The 13,926-nt window shown below is 69.3% G+C and carries 9 protein-coding genes; 6 read left to right on the top strand and 3 right to left on the bottom strand.

Annotated elements, in window-relative coordinates:
• The first annotated feature begins 32 nt into the window (after positions 1–32).
• Genes glgX through treY form a run of 4 tightly spaced genes read left to right on the top strand, consistent with a single transcriptional unit; the run spans position 33 to position 9,317 of the window.
• On the top strand, positions 33–2,252 hold the full coding sequence (glgX, locus tag AB4Y35_RS02685) for a glycogen debranching protein GlgX (protein ID WP_368703227.1): 2,220 nt from the start codon (positions 33–35) through the stop codon (positions 2,250–2,252).
• Positions 2,253–2,278: 26 nt separating this feature from the next.
• Positions 2,279–4,180 carry a malto-oligosyltrehalose trehalohydrolase gene (treZ, locus tag AB4Y35_RS02680; protein WP_368703226.1) on the top strand — a complete coding sequence of 634 codons (1,902 nt, stop codon included), beginning with the start codon at positions 2,279–2,281 and terminating at the stop codon, positions 4,178–4,180.
• The gene (gene malQ, locus AB4Y35_RS02675; RefSeq protein WP_368703225.1) at positions 4,177–6,420 is read left to right on the top strand and encodes a 4-alpha-glucanotransferase; all 2,244 of its coding nucleotides are present in this window, start codon (positions 4,177–4,179) and stop codon (positions 6,418–6,420) included. The genes treZ and malQ overlap by 4 nt, the downstream gene beginning before the upstream one ends.
• Positions 6,417–9,317 carry a malto-oligosyltrehalose synthase gene (treY, locus tag AB4Y35_RS02670; RefSeq protein ID WP_368703224.1) on the top strand — a complete coding sequence of 967 codons (2,901 nt, stop codon included), beginning with the start codon at positions 6,417–6,419 and terminating at the stop codon, positions 9,315–9,317. The genes malQ and treY overlap by 4 nt, the downstream gene beginning before the upstream one ends.
• 18 nt (positions 9,318–9,335) lie before the next feature.
• Here the strand turns inward: treY and AB4Y35_RS02665 are convergent, their stop codons facing one another.
• Positions 9,336–10,742, bottom strand: coding sequence for a hemolysin family protein (locus tag AB4Y35_RS02665; RefSeq protein WP_368703223.1), 1,407 nt, complete (start codon positions 10,740–10,742; stop codon positions 9,336–9,338).
• 125 nt (positions 10,743–10,867) lie between these two features.
• A complete protein-coding gene (locus AB4Y35_RS02660; protein WP_342918554.1) occupies positions 10,868–11,629 on the bottom strand; it encodes a HAMP domain-containing sensor histidine kinase in 762 nt (253 codons plus the stop codon).
• Positions 11,630–11,783: 154 nt separating this feature from the next.
• Between AB4Y35_RS02660 and AB4Y35_RS02655 the strand changes: the two genes are divergently transcribed.
• On the top strand, positions 11,784–12,125 hold the full coding sequence (locus AB4Y35_RS02655) for an FKBP-type peptidyl-prolyl cis-trans isomerase (RefSeq protein ID WP_028202932.1): 342 nt from the start codon (positions 11,784–11,786) through the stop codon (positions 12,123–12,125).
• Positions 12,126–12,179: 54 nt separating this feature from the next.
• Positions 12,180–12,983, top strand: coding sequence for a helix-turn-helix domain-containing protein (locus AB4Y35_RS02650; protein WP_368703222.1), 804 nt, complete (start codon positions 12,180–12,182; stop codon positions 12,981–12,983).
• A gap of 15 nt (positions 12,984–12,998) precedes the next feature.
• On the opposite strand, the gene AB4Y35_RS02645 is transcribed toward AB4Y35_RS02650, so the two are convergent.
• On the bottom strand, positions 12,999–13,874 hold the full coding sequence (locus AB4Y35_RS02645) for an MOSC domain-containing protein (RefSeq protein ID WP_368703221.1): 876 nt from the start codon (positions 13,872–13,874) through the stop codon (positions 12,999–13,001).
• Positions 13,875–13,926: the final 52 nt, after the last annotated feature.

Below are 13,926 nucleotides of genomic sequence, written 5' to 3'. Positions count from 1 at the left end.
GCAAAACGAAGAACAACAGATGGAGCATCGTCATGGCAAACGGTCCGCCTGAGCGCCTGCTGCCCGGCTCCCCCTGGCCGCTCGGGGCGACGTGGGACGGACTCGGCACCAACTTCGCCGTGTTCTCGGCCCACGCGTGGCGCATCGAGCTGTGCCTGTTCGACCCCACGGGCCGCAAGGAACGCACTCGCTACACCTTGCCCGAATGCACCGATGAGGTATGGCACGGCTATCTGCCGGGCGCGCATCCCGGCACCGTCTACGGCCTGCGCGCGCATGGGCCCTATCAGCCGCATCTCGGGCACCGCTTCAATCCCCACAAGCTGCTGCTGGACCCGTACGCGAAGCAGCTCATCGGCCAGTTCCGCTGGTCGGACACGCTCTATGGCTACCGCGCGCATTCGAACCGCGTGGACCTGTCGATCGACCGGCGCGATTCCGCCCCGGCCATGCCCAAGTGCGTGGTCGTGAACGACAACTTCGACTGGTCGCGCGACCGGCGCCCCAACACGCCGTGGGGCGACACCGTCATCTACGAGGCGCATCTGCGCGGTCTTTCGATGCAGCGGCACGATTTGCGCACGCACATGCGCGGCACGTTCGCCGGGCTGGCGGCGCCACGTTTCATCGAGCATCTGCACAATCTCGGCGTGACGGCCATCGAGATCCTGCCGATGCACGCGTTTCTCTCGGAGCGCTTTCTGATCGATCGCGGACTGCGCAACTACTGGGGCTACAACTCCGCCGCGTTCTTCGCGCCCGAGCCCAGCTACCTCGTGGGCTACGACACCGACGAAATGCGCATTGCCGTGCGGCAGCTTCATGCGGCGGGTATCGAAGTCTTGCTCGACGTGGTCTACAACCACACCTGCGAAGGCGGCGAAATGGGCCCCACCGTCTCGTGGCGCGGCCTCGACAACGCCAGCTATTACCGCTGCGTGCCTGGCGACGAGCGCCACTTCATCAACGACACGGGCTGCGGCAACACGCTCGACTTTTCGCATCCGCGCGTGCTGCAGATGGTCGCCGACTCGCTGCGCCACTGGGTCACGTCATATGGCATCGACGGCTTTCGCTTCGACCTCGGCGTGACGCTCGGGCGCGAGCCGGCAGGCTTCGACCCGAACGGCGGCTTCTTCGACGTGCTGCGCCAGGACCCCGTGCTGTCGCAATGCAAGCTGATTTCCGAGCCGTGGGACGTGGGCCCGGGCGGCTATCAGCTTGGCAACCACCCGCCCGGCTTTTCCGAATGGAACGATCGCTTTCGCGACAGCGTGCGGCGCTACTGGCGCGGCGCGCCGGGCCAGCGCGCCGACCTCGCGGCACGCCTGACCGGCAGCGCGGACCTGTTCGACAAGCGCAAGCGCCGGCCCTGGGCGTCGATCAATTTCATCACCTCGCACGACGGCTTCACGCTCGCCGACCTCGTTTCGTACGAGCGCAAGCACAACGAAGCGAACGGCGAAGAAAACCGCGACGGCCACAATGAAAACTGGAGCGCGAACTGGGGCGTGGAAGGTCCGACCGACGACCCCGCCATCCTCGCCACGCGTGCGCGCGTGGCCCGCTCGATGATGGCCACGCTCCTCATCGCGCTCGGCACACCGATGCTGCTCGCCGGCGACGAGGCCTGCCGCACGCAACGCGGCAACAACAACGCGTACTGCCAGGACAACGACATTTCGTGGTTCGACTGGGCGCTCGCCGAAACGCCCCAGGGCAAGGCGATGACGCGTTTCGCCGCGCGCGTGATCGCGCTGCGCCGCGAACATCCGCTGCTGCACGAAACGCGTTTTCTGTTCGGCGAGCGCGAACTGATGCCCGGCATGCACGACATCGACTGGTTCGACGAACGCGGCGAGCCGCTCTCGCCCGACGCCTGGCACGACCCGGAAGCGAGCGCGTTCACCATGCGGCGCGCGGGAGCGGGACTCCACGGCCAAATGGAAGTATTGTTAATGATGCTGAACGCCTCGCAGGGCGCGGTGACGTTCATGGCGCCCGCGCCGCACATGGCATGGGAGGTGCTGCTCGATACCGCGCGGCCCGACGCGGCGCCCTACGCGCTGCCCGACACCACGTACGAGCTGGCCGCGCGCGCGCTCGCCGTGCTCTGCGCCCGTCCGGCGCGTGCCGACACGCACCGGCCAGCGGGCACGCGCGGCGACGCGCCCACGCCGGACCCGCGCCGCACGCCCGGCGCTTCCGGCCCGGGCGCCCCCGCGGGCCCGGACGAAGCCGCCGCTGGATAGGAACAGGACGCAACCAGGAATCCACCATGTCCCCGCTTTCGCACGATCCGCACACCCGCCAATACATGCATTGCCTGCCGTTCGGCGCGCAGCTGATCGGCGCGGCGCACGCGCAACCGCATACGCGCTTTCGCTTCTGGGCGCCGTCGTGCCAAACGGTGCAGATCGTGTTCGAGAACGTGAGAGACGCGCCGCCGCTCGACATGACGCCGACCGGCAACGGCTGGTTCGAAGCACAGGCGCCGTGCGGTCCGGGCACGCTGTACCGCTACTGCCTCGACGGCCAGCAACGCGTACCCGACCCCGCATCGCGCTTCCAGCCGCAGGGCGTGCACGGGCCGAGCGAAGTGCTCGACCCGCGCGCGTACGCCTGGCAGCACGCGCACTGGCAAGGACGCCCCTGGGAAGAGACCGTGCTCTACGAGCTGCACGTGGGCGCGCTGGGCGGCTATCAGGGTGTAATGAAACGTCTGCCCGCGCTGGCGGCGCTCGGCGTGACGGCCGTCGAACTCATGCCGCTCAACGACTATCCGGGCGAGCGCGGCTGGGGCTACGACGTCGTGCTGCCTTACGCGCCGCACGCGGCCTATGGCAGTCCTGACGAACTGAAAGCGCTCGTCGATGCCGCGCACGGGCTGGGGCTGCAGATGTTCATCGACGTCGTGTACAACCACTTCGGCCCCGACGGGAACTGGCTTGGCCTCTACGCCAAGCCGTTTTTCCGCCAGGACGTGAAGACGCCGTGGGGCGAAGCGCTCGACTTCGACCGCTTCGAAGTGCGCGACTTCTACTGCGACAACGCACTCTACTGGCTCACGGAATATCGCTTCGACGGTCTGCGCATCGACGCCGCGCACGCGATCGGCAACACCGACTGGCTGCGCGAGCTGGCCGACCACGTGAAGGCGCGTGTCGAGCCCGGGCGGCATGTGCACCTCGTGCTCGAAAACGAGCACAACGAAGCCAATCTGCTCGAATCGCATTTCAGCGCGCAATGGAACGACGACGCGCATCACTGCTTTCACGTGCTGCTGACCGGCGAGTCGGAAGGCTACTATCGCGCCTTCAAGGATTCGCCCATCGGCAAGCTCGCGCGCGTGCTCGGCGAAGGCTTCGTGTACCAGGGCGACCCGTCGCCCGTGCATGCGGGCAAGCCGCGCGGCGAACCGAGCGCGCACCTGCCGCCCACCGCGTTCGTGATGTTCCTGCAGAACCACGACCAGATCGGCAACCGCGCGCTCGGCGACCGGCTGCGCACGCTGGCCGACGACGACGCCCTGCGCGCGGCCACGGCAATGCTGCTACTGTCGCCGCAGATTCCACTGCTCTTCATGGAAGAGGAATACGGCTCGACGCAGCCGTTCCAGTTCTTCACCGCCTTCACCGGCCAGCTCGCCGATGCAGTGCGTGAAGGCCGGCGCCGCGAATTCAAGGCATTCAGCGCGTTCAACGACGAAGCGAGCCGCGCACGCATTCCCGATCCGAACGATCTGCAGACCTTCCTGAATTCGTCGCCGCTGGCCGATGTGCCGCTCGACGGCGAACGGCTCGAATGGATGCACTTCTACAAGTCGGCGCTGTGCGTGCGGGCGCATTTGCTGATGCCGCGCCTGCGCCACGCACGCGCGCTCGGCGCGACCGTGCTCGCCGACGACGCCGCGAACGGCCTCGCCGCGCTCGTCGCGCGCTGGTGCCTCGACGATGGCGAAACGCTCACGATCGCGCTGAACCTGGGCCGCGACGGCGTGCTGCTCGAGCCACGGCCCGAGGGTATGGTGATCTTCGAAACGCCACCGCGGGCGCGCGACCATGCCGACAACGGCGTGTTGCCGGAGAGCGCGTGCATTGCATGGCTCACCGGCGACGTGCCCGAGTATTCGAGCGAACACGACGCGCGCGTCGTGCATCGCGAGGAGCCCAACGCATGAGCACGGCGCGCCGCGGCGAAACGCTCGCGACCCTTGCCGCCCGCGCGGGCTTCGAGGTCGAATGGACCGACGCGCACGGCACCGTGCAGCGCGTGCCCGACAGCACGCTCGCTGCCTTGCTGGAGTGCGCGGGCCTGCCTTGCGCCAACGCCACGCAAATCCGCCAGAGCACCTCCGCGCTCAACGCTGAACAGTCGACGCGGCGACTGCCGCCACTCATCACCGCCGAATACGACAGCGCGATCGAGCTGCCGCCTTCGGCCGTACGCGCGGGCAGCCACTATCGGATCGACCTCGAAAGCGGCGAGCATATCGAGGGCCGCTTCACCTCGCCGCGCGGCGAGAGCGCGCTGCTCGCGCCGCTCGCGGAGCCGGGCTACCACACGCTCACCGTCAACGATCATCGCCTGACGATTGCGGTCGCGCCGCCGCACTGCCATACCGTCGCCGACGCCTGGCGCGCACGGCACGGCGACAGCGGCGCGGTGCCGCCGCTGTGGGGCCTCGCCGCGCAATTGTATGGACTCCGACGCAACGGCGACGGCGGTATCGGCGACTACACCGCGCTCGCCACGCTTGCCGCGGAAAGCGCGCGGCGCGGCGCGCAGGCGCTCGCGGTGAGCCCGACCCATGCGATGTTCAGCGCCGAGCCGGGCCACTTCAGCCCCTATTCGCCGTCGTCGCGCCTGTGGGTCAATGTCGCGCATATCGACCCCGCCGCGGAATTCGGCGCCAAGGGCGCGCACGACGCGAGCGTGGCCGCGAATGCGCTCGACGCCTGGCGCGAACTCGAAGCTGCGCCGCTCGTGGACTGGCAGCGTGCGTTGCCGCTCAAGCTCAAGGTGCTGCGCGCGCTGTTCGAGCGCTTCGACGCCGACGAGCGCGCGAGCGGCTCGCCGCGTGCCGCCGCCTTCGCCGCGTTCTGCGCGCAGGGCGGCGAGGCGCTCGAAGACCACGCGCGTTTCGAGGCACTGCAGGAAGCCATGCTGCATGGCCCCGGCGGCGAGCGTCACTGGCGCGACTGGCCCGAACCGCTGCGCGACCCGCGCAGCGCCGATGTGGCGACGTTCGCGCAGGAGCACCGGCGCGAAGTCGACTTTCACTGCTTCCTGCAATGGCTCGCGGCGCTTGGGCTCTCGGGCGCGCAGCGCCGCGCGCGCGAGGCCGGCATGGCGATCGGCCTCGTCGCCGATCTCGCCGTGGGCTGCGACGGCGGCGGCTCGCACGCATGGTCGCTGCCGCAGGACATGCTGCAACGCGTGTCGGTCGGCGCGCCGCCCGACATCTTCAACCAGGCCGGGCAAAGCTGGGGGCTCACGACGTTCTCGCCGCGCGCCATGCACACCAACGGCTTTCGCGCGTTCATCGACATGCTGCGCGCCGCCTTCGCCCATGCGGGCGGCGTGCGCATCGACCATATCCTCGGGCTGCGCAGGCTCTGGCTCGTGCCCGAAGGCGAAAGCGCGCGCCACGGCGCGTATCTGCGCTATCCGTTCGACGACCTCGTGCGGCTCATCGCGCTCGAATCGTGGCGGCATCGCGCGATCGTGATCGGCGAAGACCTCGGCACCGTGCCGCCAGGGCTGCGCGAGCGGCTCGCCGCGCACGGGCTGTATGGCATTCGCGTACTGTGGTTCGAGCACGACGGCAAGGGCTTTCTCGCGCCCGCGCGCTGGGACCCGCACGGCGTCGCGACGACCACCACGCACGATCTGCCGACCGTCGCGGGCTGGTGGAGCGGCGCGGATATCGACTGGCGCAACCGCATCGGCCAGACGCTGCCGCGTGCCGACGGGCGCGACCCCGTCGCGCTCGACCACGCGCGGCGCGCGACGGATCGCGTCGCGCTCTGGCATGCGCTCCAGCACAGCGGGCTCGCGCCGCGCGCCACCGAACCGCCGCCCACCGACGAGCCGCCCGTGAATGCCGCGCTCGCCTATATCGCGGCAACGCGCAGCCCGCTCGTCACCTGCCCGCTCGAAGACCTGCTCGCGTTGTCCGACCAGCCGAATCTGCCCGGCTCGATCGACGAGCATCCGAACTGGCGCCGCCGCCTGCCGCTGCCCGTCGAGACGCTGTTCGCCGATGCGGCCGTCGCCGCGCGTGTCGAAGCCGTCGTACGCGCACGCGAGGCCGTCGCGCGCACGCAGGCCGACCCGAGCGCCGGTGCAGGCGCGAGCGACGCCAACCCAACCGCCAGCTCGGCGCCAGGTGCGACCGAAAAGAAGCCGACGCCATGACACACCCTCGCGCGACGCTGCGCCTGCAGCTCCATCACGGCTTCACGTTCGTCGACGCGCTCGCGCAGCTCGACTACTTCGCCGCGCTCGGCGTGAGCCATCTCTACCTGTCTCCCGTCACGACCGCGCAGCCCGGCTCGATGCACGGCTACGACACCGTCGACTACGGCACGGTGAGCGCGGAGCTGGGCGGCGAAGGCGCGCTGCGCCGCTTCGCCGCGAAAGTGCACGAGCGCGGCATGGGCATCATCGCCGACTTCGTGCCGAATCACATGGGCGTGGGCGGCGGCCACAACGCCTGGTGGCTGGACATCCTCGAATGGGGCCGTCACAGCGCGTATGCGCGCCACTTCGACGTGGACTGGCACTCGCCCGACCCCGCCCTGCGCGGCAAGGTACTGATGCCGTTTCTCGGCGCACAGTACGGCGAAGAACTCGCTGCGGCCCGCATCGAGCTGAAGTTCGACCCCGCCGCCGCGCGCTTTTACGTGCAGTACGGGCCGCACGTGTGCCCGATCTGCCCGACCGATTACGCGACGCTCCTGCAGTCCGCGAACCGCGCCGATCTCAACACGCTCGCCGGGCCGTTTCAGGGCCTCACGACCCAGCCCGACGACCAGGCGCGCGCCAGCGCCGGGCGCGACGCGCTGCGCGCGTTCGTCGAGCGGGTCGGCACGGACCCCATCGACTTCGTTCTGGAATCCTATGCAAGCGGCGACCCGGTGCCGCGCGAGCGGCTGCACCGCCTGCTGGAGCGCCAGCACTTCCGGCTCGCGTGGTGGCGCACCGCCACCGACGAGATCAATTGGCGGCGCTTCTTCGACATCACCGCGCTCGCTGGCGTGCGTGTAGAACGTCACGACGTGTTCGAGGCCGTGCACAAGCTCGTGTTTCGCCTCTACGCCGACGGCGTGATCGACGGCCTGCGCATCGACCATATCGACGGGCTCGCGGACCCGCGCGAGTACTGCGAGCGCCTGCGGCAGCGGCTCGCCGCGCTGCGCGCCACGCCGCCCTTCATCGTGGTCGAGAAGATCCTCGCGCAAGGCGAAACGCTGCGCGACGACTGGTCCGTGCAAGGCACGACCGGCTACGACTTCATGAACGACGTGGGCGCCTTGCTGCACGATCCCGCGGGCGCGGCGCCGCTTGCCGAAGCGTGGGCCGCCATCTCCGGCGACGACCGGCCGTTCGCGGCCTACGCGCTCGACGCGCGCCGCGAGATGCTGGCCGCCTATCTACCCGCGGAACTCGACCACGTGACGCGCGCGCTGCACCGCATCGCGCGCGAACTCCCCGGCACGCGCGACACCACCTATGCGTCGGTGCATCGCGTGGCCGCGCATCTGGCCATGTACTTTCCGATCTACCGGATCTATCCGGCGAACGGCTTGCGCAGCGCGCTCGACAACCGTTATTTCGATGTTGCGCTCGACGCCGCGCGACGCGCACTGCCACGCGCGAGCCTCGCGGCGCTCGACCTGGTCGATGGCTGGCTAGGCGGGCGCACGCCCGAACCGGCCGCGAACAGCGCCGGCAGCGGCGGCGGCGGCGGCAACAGTGGAGGCAGCGGCGCCAGGACGCCACGCGCCGCGCCAGCCGGCGCGAACGCGGGTGCGAGTGCGAGTGCGAGCGCCAACCCGGCGAATACGCCGCTCAGCCACGCGCTCATCGCGCAACGCACGGCGCTCGCGCTGTTCTCGCAGCTCACCGCGCCGCTCGCGGCGAAGGCCACGGAGGACACGGCGCTCTATCGCTACGGCCGCCTGCTCTCGCGTAACGAAGTGGGCGCAGACCCCGACGATTTCGCGCGCACGCCCCACGACTTTCATGCGACGAACCGGCTGCGCCAGCGGCGTCCTTATGGACTGCTCGCCACGGCCACGCACGACCACAAGCGCGGCGAGGACGTGCGCGCGCGGCTCGCCGTGTTGAGCGAGATTGCGCTCGACTGGAGCGCCACGCTGCGCGCCTGGTCGACGCTGAACCAGACGCATCGCCGCAACGACGGGACGGCCGGCACGGCCTGGTCGCCGGGACCGGCCGCCGAGGCGATGCTGTATCAAACGCTGGTGGGCTGCTGGCCGCCCGAACTGGACCCGGGCGACGAAGCGGGCGTGCGTGCGCTGGCGGAGCGCGTCTCGACGTGGCTGCTCAAGGCGTTGCGCGAAGCGAAGCTGCGCACGAACTGGCTCTCGCCCGACGAGGCCTACGAATCGGACTGCCAGGCATTTCTCTTCGATATCCTCGCACCGCAGCGGCGCGACGGCTTCCTGCAGGCGCTGGCCGAATTCGTCGCGCGCGTGGCGCCCGCCGGGGCGCTCAATACGCTGCTGCAGACGGTGCTGCGGCTGACCTCGCCGGGCGTGCCCGACCTCTATCAGGGCACCGAGCTATGGGACTTCAGTCTCGTCGATCCGGATAACCGGCGGCCCGTCGATTACGCCGCCCGCGCGGCCGCACTCGATGAGCAGGCGCCCGCCGCGAAGCTGAAAGACTGGCGCAATGCACAGGTGAAGCTGGCCACCGTGCACCGCCTGCTCGCGCTGCGCTCGCGCGCGCCCGAACTGCTGCGCGAAGGCGACTATCTGCCGCTCACGGCTAGCGGCGCGCAGGCCTCGCATGTGATCGCGTTCGCGCGCCATCACGGCAACGCGTGGGCCGTCGTGATCGGCACCCGCCTCGCGGCGGGCTTGCTGGATGGCGACACGCCGCTCGTCGCCCCGGAACGCTGGGAAGATACGGCCGTCGAATTGCCCAAAGGATGCGCGCAAGGCACGCTGCACGACTGGCTCAGCGACGCCACGCACACGGTGCGCGAAGGCGGCGCGCTCGCACTGCGCGACATCCTGGGCGCCATGCCCGTAGCGGTGCTCTCCACACTCACGCGCAGTTAGGCTACGCGCAAGGCGCGCTCAGCCGCCCTCGTCCTCGAGATCTTTCGGATACACGCGCACGAGCACGATGCGCGGCCCCTTCATTTTCTTCACGACGATGTCGAAGCGGTCGAACTCCACGCGCTGCCCTTCGGTGGGCAGATCGTTGAGCGCATGAATCACGAGACCGCCCACCGACTCCGCGCGCCCTTCGTCGATATCGATGCCGAGCGCCTGCTCAAGCGACACCACCGGCAGGCTGCCGCGGCCCATCAGCGTGCCGTCGTCCATGCGGGTCCAGTCGGTGTCGGCCTGGTGAAACTCGTCGTGAATCTGGCCCACGAGCGCGCCGAGCAGATTGTCGAGCGTGAGAAAGCCGACCGGGCGGGCGTTCTTGTGGCCCACCAGCGCGAAATGCGGCGCGCCCTTGCGAAAGCGGCGGAACAGTGCCAGCGCGGGCGTGTCGGGCCGCACGTACTGCACGGGGCGCACGAACTTGCCGAGATCGCTGAGGGCGTTGCCCGCCTCGCGGGCGAGCAGCAGGTCCTTCAGGTGGATGAGGCCCGCCACGCGTTCGCCCGCGGCGTCCTCGAACAGCGGGTAGCGGCTGAAACGATGGCGCGCCACGATCTGCATGTTCTCGCGCAGCGACAGGTCGCGACGCAGGCCCACCATCTCGTGCGTCGGCCGCATGAGGTCGGAAATCGTGAGGCGCGAGAAGTCGAGCGAATGGGCGAGCGTGTTCCATTCGTCGGCGCTATAGGCGTTCGCGGCGGGTGCGGGGAGCAGCGGCACCGCGCCGTTCGCACTCTTTGCGCCGCGTGGCTCGTGCGTCGCGTCATGCGCCTCGGCCTGGGCGGCGGCGCGGCGGCTGCGCAGGATCAGCTTGAGTTCGTCGGTCGAATAGTGCGTGTCGTGGCCGTGCTCCGACGACAGGCCCGCGAGACGCAGCACCGCGTTCGCGCTCGTATTGAGCACCCAGATCGCGGGATACATGGTCCAGTAGAAGCCGTAGAGCGGCATGGCCGTCCACAGCGAAATCTTCTCGGCCTGGCGGATGGCGAGCGACTTCGGCGCAAGTTCGCCCACCACGATGTGCAGGAACGAAATGACCGTGAACGCGAACACCAGCGAGATGGCGTGCACGAGATCGGCCGATTGCACGCCGAGCAGTTCGAATACCGGTGCGAGCAACTGCGCGAACGCCGGCTCGCCGATCCAGCCGAGGCCGAGCGAAGCGAGCGTGATGCCGAGCTGGCACGCGGAAAGATAGGCATCGAGCTGGCCGTGAACCTTGGCGAGCAGGCGGCCGCGCAGGCCGTGCTGGTGCGCGAGGGCCTGCACGCGCGTGGCGCGCAGCTTGACGAGGCCGAACTCGGCCGCGACGAAGAAACCGTTGAGGGCAACGAGCAGGAACGCCCCGATGAGGGCGAGAAGCTGGATCAAGACACATGGCTCCGAGGGACGAAGCGCTCAGTATAAGGGTGCAAGGTGAATGAAAGGTGTGGCGGGCTCAATCCGGCCCGCCGCTCACGCGGCAGCCGTTCACGTGCAATCCGGCTCGACCCCGCTCACGCGCCGCTCAGCGGCACATTCAGCACCAGCACCATCTCCTCGCCCTCGCCCACGAGCGCCGGCGCCTCGAAGCGTCCGCCATGCGCCTCGGCCACGCGGTGGCACAGCGCCAGCACCCACGCGTAGCGCCCCGCTTCCTGCTGCTCGCTCGCCTGGGCGCGCGCGAACGGTTCCAGCACGTGCGCCAGCGCGCCGTCGGTGAGCGCCGCACGCGTGGCGCGCCATTGCACTTCGAGTTGGGCGGCAGTGGCGCTCGCGCTCGCCGCGAGCGTCACGCTGGCGCCCTGAGCACTCGTTTCCGCCGCGAACACCAGCATCAGCCACAGCGCCTGCGCAATGCGTTCGCGGTCGCCGTCGAGCGTCGCCGCGCCTGTCGAGTCGTGCACGGCGAACGTCACGCCGCGCGCATCGCCGAGCGCGGCGCGGGCGTCGTCCACGGCCTCGCCGATCAGTGCCGCGACGGCGAACGGCGCGCGCTCGATGCGCAGCTTGCGCGTCTCGGCGCGTGTGGTATCGACGAGCGTTTCGAGCAGCCGAACCTGCTGCTCCACGCCCGTGCGAATGCCGCCCAGCGCGCGTTGCGCGGAGGCGTCGGCGTTGTCGATCTTGCGTTCGAGCACGTAAGCCCAGCTATGGATTGCATTGAGCGGACTGCGCAGATCATGCGAGACGCGCGAGAGCACGTGGTCGCGCATGAACAGCGCTGCCTCGGCGCACAAGCGCGCCGTGCGCTCGGTACGGTTTTGCGAAGTCGACATCTGATCCCTCGTATTTCGCCACAAGCCGGGCGAGCGGTCCCCCATTATAGGCAGCGGCTAGCGAGCAACCGGCGTGCCCGACAAGGCGCTGCCCGCCCGGCCCGGCAAAGCGCCTACAATGACGGGTCCAACCTATCCGAATCAGGAGTTTTTCATGTCTATCGTGACCACCGAATCCGGCCTCAAGTACGAGGACCTGACCGAAGGCACCGGCGCCGAAGCCAAGGCCGGCCAAACCGTCAGCGTGCACTACACCGGCTGGCTGACGGACGGCCAGAAGTTCGATTCGAGCAAGGACCGCAACGACCCGTTCGCCTTCGTGCTGGGCGGCGGCATGGTCATCAAGGGCTGGGACGAAGGCGTGCAGGGCATGAAGGTGGGCGGCGTGCGCAAGCTGACGATTCCGCCGCAACTGGGCTACGGCGTGCGCGGCGCAGGCGGCGTGATTCCGCCGAACGCGACGCTCGTGTTCGAAGTCGAGCTGCTCGACGTCTGACGCCCGCTTGACGCGTCACGGCGCTCGCCTTAATTGCAATCGCAACCGGTCATCATGAATCCGCATCACCACACTCCCGTCACCGCGCCCGGCGTCGAACTGCGCCGCTACGGCGCGATCGAGGCAACCGATCTGCACGATTTTCACCAGATCGTGCTCGGGCTCGACGGCGAGATGGAGATGACCGTGAACGGCCGGGGCGAGCGCATCGACAGTGGTTCCGCGTGGCTCATTCCGGCGGGCGCGCGGCACGACTACATGGGCATTGGCGATAACCGCCAGCTCGTGCTCGACCTGCCCGCGGCCACGCTCGCGGTGCCCGAACGGCTGTTCGACACCGCGCGCGCCGTGCGCCTCGACCCCGCGCTCACGCAGCTCGTGAGCCAGATCGCGCAGCGCGCCGCCGCGGCCGCGCCGCCGCGCGACAGCGCCGACCTGCGCGCGCGCCGCTTTCACTGGGACGCCTCGGCGCGCCTGTGCGCGGCCTTCATCGCACAAACCGGCGTGGCAGCGAGCGCCGAATTCAGCGCGGCTGCCGGCCTGGAATTCGCGCCCATCGACCGCTGGCTGCGCGCGCATCTCGCGCAGCCGCTGCGCATTGCCGATCTCGCCGCGCACTGCGGCTTCGGCATGCGGCGCTTTCATCAGCTTTTTATCGAGGCGTTCGGCGAGACGCCGCATCGCTACCTGCAGCGGCTACGGCTCGACACGGCGCTCACGCTGCTCGCCGACCCGCGCACCTCGCTCACCGACATCGCGCTCGAAGTGGGCTTCGGCGACCAGAGCGCGTTCACACACGCGTTCACGCGCCGCTTCGGGCTCGCGCCCGGCCAGTGGCGCGCGCTGCCGTCACACTGAGCGCGCAGCCGCGCCTCATTCGTCGAAGCGGTATTCCCATGCGGCGCGTGCGCCCACCGTCACGTGCTTGCCCGCGCCCGTCACGACCATCGCGTTCTGGCCGAACGTGAGGCCGCCGTCCACGCGCGGATCGGCGCGAAATACGGCCAGCGTGTCGAGCGGTTCGGTGGGCCAATGCGCGTCGCGCTCGCCCGATAGCTGATCGATCGTCGTGATCGGGCAGCGCGCGCAGGGCTTCACGAAACGCAGCACGATCTCCTCGCCGCCCGTTGCCGATTCGATGGCGAGCGTGTCGATGAAGTCTTCCTCGAATGCGTCGTCAATGTCGCCGACCACGATGTTCGGACGAAAGCGCGCCATCGGCACGGGCGGCGCGCCCTTCGCCGCGAGGCGCGCGTTGAGTTCCGCGAGCGACGCCTCGCTCGTCACGAGAATCGGAAAGCCGTCGGCGAATTGCGTGGGCGCGTCTTCGCCGTTCGTCCACTTCCTGCTCGCGAGACGCGTCACGTCGTGCGCGAAGCGCAGCAGACGCACCGGCGCGCCTATCGCCTGGGTGAACCACTGCGCCGCGTGATCGCCTTCGTCGAGCGCCTCGAAATCGTCGTCCCAGACCGAGGCCGGCACGCGCGCCTCGCCGCCGCGCGGCGCGAACGGCAGATGGAGCGCTGCGCCCATGCCTTCCATGGTGAGGCGCACGCCGTCTTCGACGAACGTGGGCACGATGCGCGCCATGGCCGCGTACTGGCGCTGTGTGACGAGGCGGCCGTTCCCGTCGGCGACCATCCAGTGGCGGTCCCACTCGATGCCCTTGAGGCCGAGCTGTGCATCGTCGAGCGCGATCGCGCCGCACGACTTCACGGGATAGACGAACAACGCACGAACGATGGGCATGGCGAACTCACGGGAAAAGAAAAAGGAAATGGGCCGGGCAGCGCCCGACCCA

Source organism: Paraburkholderia sp. EG286A (assembly GCF_040965375.1).
Taxonomy (GTDB): Bacteria; Pseudomonadota; Gammaproteobacteria; order Burkholderiales; family Burkholderiaceae; genus Paraburkholderia.
The sequence above is the reverse complement of the archived record's forward strand: the minus strand, read 5'-3'. Positions and strand labels throughout refer to the sequence as shown.

Excerpts from the sequence above, each read along its gene's own strand:
- AB4Y35_RS02645 (WP_368703221.1), bottom strand. The coding sequence starts at position 13,874 with ATGCCCATCGTTCGTGCGTTGTTCGTCTATCCCGTGAAGTCGTGCGGC.
- treZ (WP_368703226.1), top strand. The coding sequence starts at position 2,279 with ATGTCCCCGCTTTCGCACGATCCGCACACCCGCCAATACATGCATTGC.
- AB4Y35_RS02655 (WP_028202932.1), top strand. The coding sequence starts at position 11,784 with ATGTCTATCGTGACCACCGAATCCGGCCTCAAGTACGAGGACCTGACC.
- malQ (WP_368703225.1), top strand. The coding sequence starts at position 4,177 with ATGAGCACGGCGCGCCGCGGCGAAACGCTCGCGACCCTTGCCGCCCGC.
- treY (WP_368703224.1), top strand. The coding sequence starts at position 6,417 with ATGACACACCCTCGCGCGACGCTGCGCCTGCAGCTCCATCACGGCTTC.
- AB4Y35_RS02650 (WP_368703222.1), top strand. The coding sequence starts at position 12,180 with ATGAATCCGCATCACCACACTCCCGTCACCGCGCCCGGCGTCGAACTG.
- glgX (WP_368703227.1), top strand. The coding sequence starts at position 33 with ATGGCAAACGGTCCGCCTGAGCGCCTGCTGCCCGGCTCCCCCTGGCCG.
- AB4Y35_RS02660 (WP_342918554.1), bottom strand. The coding sequence starts at position 11,629 with ATGTCGACTTCGCAAAACCGTACCGAGCGCACGGCGCGCTTGTGCGCC.